The sequence below is a fragment of the Mangrovibacterium sp. genome (assembly GCF_059905295.1).
In genome coordinates this window covers 1-3,833 of record NZ_JBZQJF010000120.1, presented here as the reverse complement: position 1 = coordinate 3,833, position 3,833 = coordinate 1, and the positions used below count along the sequence as shown (strand labels likewise).

The 3,833-nt window shown below is 43.1% G+C and carries 4 protein-coding genes; 2 read left to right on the top strand and 2 right to left on the bottom strand.

The window, feature by feature from the left end; genetic code table 11:
- Positions 1–405: 405 nt before the first annotated feature.
- A complete protein-coding gene (gene pelA / locus AC37HE_RS06450) occupies positions 406–1,503 on the top strand; it encodes a pectate lyase (protein WP_500781977.1) in 1,098 nt (365 codons plus the stop codon).
- A 72-nt stretch (positions 1,504–1,575) separates the two neighbouring features.
- Here the strand turns inward: pelA and AC37HE_RS06445 are convergent, their stop codons facing one another.
- A complete protein-coding gene (locus AC37HE_RS06445; RefSeq protein WP_500781976.1) occupies positions 1,576–1,944 on the bottom strand; it encodes a DsrE family protein in 369 nt (122 codons plus the stop codon).
- 323 nt (positions 1,945–2,267) lie between these two features.
- Entirely contained in the window at positions 2,268–3,128 is an 861-nt protein-coding gene (locus AC37HE_RS06440; protein WP_500781975.1) for a helix-turn-helix domain-containing protein, read from the bottom strand.
- Between the two features lie 225 nt (positions 3,129–3,353).
- Here AC37HE_RS06440 and AC37HE_RS06435 point away from each other — a divergent pair.
- The coding region (locus AC37HE_RS06435) for an SGNH/GDSL hydrolase family protein (RefSeq protein WP_500781974.1) at positions 3,354–3,833 on the top strand (480 nt) is incomplete at its 3' end.

Here is a 3,833-nt window from a genome sequence, read left to right as displayed (position 1 = left end):
TTCAACCTGCATCTTTCTAAAAGCTAAGTTCAACGGGTGATTTCCTCCTACCGTCGGAACTTCCCGTTTACACTAAGCTTTTAGTTCGATTCCGGGCTTGATAAAAATAGGCCGATCCGCATTAGCAAGACTTTGCGATAACAGTTTTGGGTATGTAGCTCTGGTAGACTAAAAACTTTCCTGCTTTATCTCATATTTTGAGCTATTGGTGCTTCTGATTGGAATGGAAATGCTTTATTGTTGGAGATTGAAGCTTGAAGTGTTTTCCCGATACTCAGATTGTTGTTTACTTGTAATAGAATTAAAAACAGGGTAGCTTCAGTTTCTGATAAACCACCATGATCCTTTCCAAGGGAAATCAATTATTGCTACCTTTCGGCTTCAATAATCAAACAAACTGCTACCATGAAACGAATATCAATCCTATGTTTTCTCCTGATTAGTGCCTTGTTTGCGGCACATGCTCAAAGTTATCTCGATAAAAGTTGGAAACAAGTTGCGACTCAAATGCCTGATGAATGGTATGGAACCCCAGCAGCCAAAGATGTGGCTGCCAATGTATTGCTTTGTCAGAAAGATGTTGGCGGATGGGCCAAGAATAAGCCTTATCATCACAAATTGACCGAGGCTGAGAAAGCCTCTTATGAGGAAGAGAAAGGGGAGATTGGTGCTACGATAGATAATGGCGCTACTACCCGCGAAATGCTTTTCCTGGCGAAAGTATACACCCATCAGCCCGAAAAGCAATACCGCGATGCTTTTCTGCGCGGGTTGAATTATATATTTGAAGCCCAGTATGAAAATGGGGGATGGCCTCAGTTTTTCCCGGTACGCGAGGGCGTGAATGTGCGCTATTCGGGAGACATTACCTACAATGATGATGCAATGGTTAATGTGATGCGCCTGTTGGAGGATGTGTTTAAGGATCATCCGGATTTTAAGGCTCTTCAGTTGAATGATGAAATTAAAGCAAGAGCCAAGGCCGCTTTTGATAAAGGCGTGGATTGTATCCTGAAAACCCAAATTCGGGTCGACGGGAAGCCAACAGTTTGGTGTGCCCAACACGATCCGGTGACTCTGGCCCCTGCTCCTGCCCGTAAATTTGAACTGGCCTCCTTTAGCGGTGGCGAGTCGGTAAATATTGTTGAATTGCTCATGGATTTGAATCATCCTTCTCCGGAAGTCATTGCTGCTGTTGAGGGAGCAGTGAAATGGTTCGAGACGCATAAGATTGAGGGCATTCGATTAGAGAAACTTCCGAATAAAGAAGGGAAGATGGATTTGACTGTTATTCCCGACCCGAATGCAAAAGCTTTGTGGGCCCGTTTTTATGATCTGGATACTGAGAAGCCCTTTTTCTGTGGTCGCGATGGCATTAAGAAAAATACCTTAGCAGCCATTAGTTATGAGCGCCGTAATGGCTATGGCTGGTATACTGATAAGCCGGAGACGATTTTGAAAGCTTATCCGGAGTGGCATAAGAAGTGGGTAACGAAAGAATAAGATTGAAAAGGGATTTCGCCGATTGGTGGAATCCCTTTTCAATTATTGGCTGTAATAAATACGACTGATGGATTAGAAGCTTAATATGGCTGCTCCTTCTTTTACTCGTTCGTGAATGAAAACAGAACCGACAACTGTTACTCCGTCGAGTAAATCTTCTGCTTCGTAACCTCTTACTTTTGCACAGGGCGGGCAAACTCCGATTGCGCAACCATTGTCGATAACTTTCTGAATCATGTCCTTCATCATTGGATCTTCTGGATTAGGTCGGGCACGTTCTGCAGCTCCTTTACGAACCCAATCGATTCCGGAGCTAACCAGGAAGATTGAAACATCCAACCCATTGTTAATTCCGCCATTGGCGATACTCCATGCTACTGATGAGCGTTCATTGTCTAAACCATGAGAAATAACTACGACTAATTTTCTTGCAGTTTCCATAACATCTGATTTTAATGATTAAAAATTTGGATTATCAAGTTTGATAGCTGATTTGCAATTGTTACGCACAGAGGTTGATGGAATTCGAGAAAGCGTCTGATCACGATACAAATAACCAAACCTAGCAGGAGCACTGTTGTCAACAGACGAGCCAGATCGAAATTACCTGCAAGAGTGAAGCTTGTTTTTGTGTGATGCTGATTTACGAATACGTTTTTCATTGTTCTCTGTGTTTGTACAATGCAAAGTTGAGAACAATTGGACGTTCGTATTTTGCTGAAAAGTCCGATGATTGGTCTAATTCGTCCAAAGCACGAAAAAGATCATAAAGCCAGTGATTTTTTGTATTCAGTGGGGTTTTTCCCGGTGTTTTGTTTGAATACCCGACTGAAATGTGAGAGGTCTTCAAAGCCGGTTTCAAAAGCAACCTCGGTAACTGTTTTGACCGAGTTGACCAGTAAGTTCGCTGCATGTTTTACCCGTCGTTTCATAATCCATTTGCCGGGTGTAGTATCGTAAATTTGTTGAAACTCCCGCTTAAAAGTCGACAGGCTGCGGTGGCAAAGTTCAGCATAATCTTCAAGCCGCAGGTTAAAGCAGTAGTTCTTCTCCATGATTTGTTGCAGCGAAGGTTTATCGGTTTCGGCCAGGTTATTGAAATAGGAGGTTAGCAGCGGATCGCAGTTGACCAGGTTCATCAGTAACTCTTTCAACTTTAAAACAAGGATATGATCAGGCGGACGGTTAATGCCTCTGAAATAGGTTAGCATGGAATGAAAATACCCTTCGAGAAAGTCCGATGACTGAACCATTCGGGCTGTAAATTCTTCCGGATTTTCTGTTCGGGCTAAAGGCACTTTCCCCTTCATCTCGTTAATGGTTTCGCGGATCAACTCGTCGGAAATAAAAAAGCCCAGCATACAGTATTCGTTGTCGAAATATTGATGAATGACTTCGGCTCCCTTTTTCAGATACAGTGTTTGCCCGGGCACCAAGGTCCATTCTCCGGTCATTGTTTTGTAGGTTTTTTTCCCGCTAAGTACGTATACCAGGTAATCGTTTCGCGAGAAAATACCAATCTGTTCGGCTTCTATCGGACAGGTGTATTCCAAACAAACCGTATCGTGGTATTGAAATCGGTTAAAGCTCAGATTCTCTTTAACGATTTGGTAAAAATTCAACATGGCGATCCTCCCTTGTTAATTGTAATTCAATTATTTCTATTTCTTTGAATGAATTGAAGATGTTTATGTCCTTTATAACGATGTTTGCAGAGGAGGGGTTATCCTTTTACATGGGAATCTTTTAGGGGACATTGATCGATGAGGTACTTCCGGGAAGGAAATTTGGTTCGTACTTTATAGCAGAGTTTTATAAATTTGAGCAACCCAATAATAAACCCAATAACAATGACAAACTCATCACGCCGAAGCTTTCTTAAACTAGCAGCGGTAGCCGGTGTTGCTACTACCGGATTGACAACCGCATGTGTTCCGGTTGGAAAAAAGAAACTGAAACCTGAAAAGAAGGGGTTGACCTTCCTGTTTCAGGGCGACTCCATTACGGATGGAAATCGGGGAAGGACCGAGGATCCGAATCATATTTTAGGACATGGTTATTGCTTTGCAGTGTCGAGCCGTATTGGTGCCGACTTTCCGGAAGCCGGTTTTCATTTTATAAACCGGGGTATTAGCGGAAACACCGTAACCGATTTGGCCAACAGGTGGCAGGAAGATACACTCGCCCTAAAGCCAGATGTGCTGAGCATACTGGTTGGTATAAACGATGTGAATGCCTTGGTTGAAGAAAGTGATAAGGCTATTGACCTGGCTACTTTTGAGGCGACTTACCGCTCGCTGCTAACACAGTGCCGTGATCAAAATCCGGAT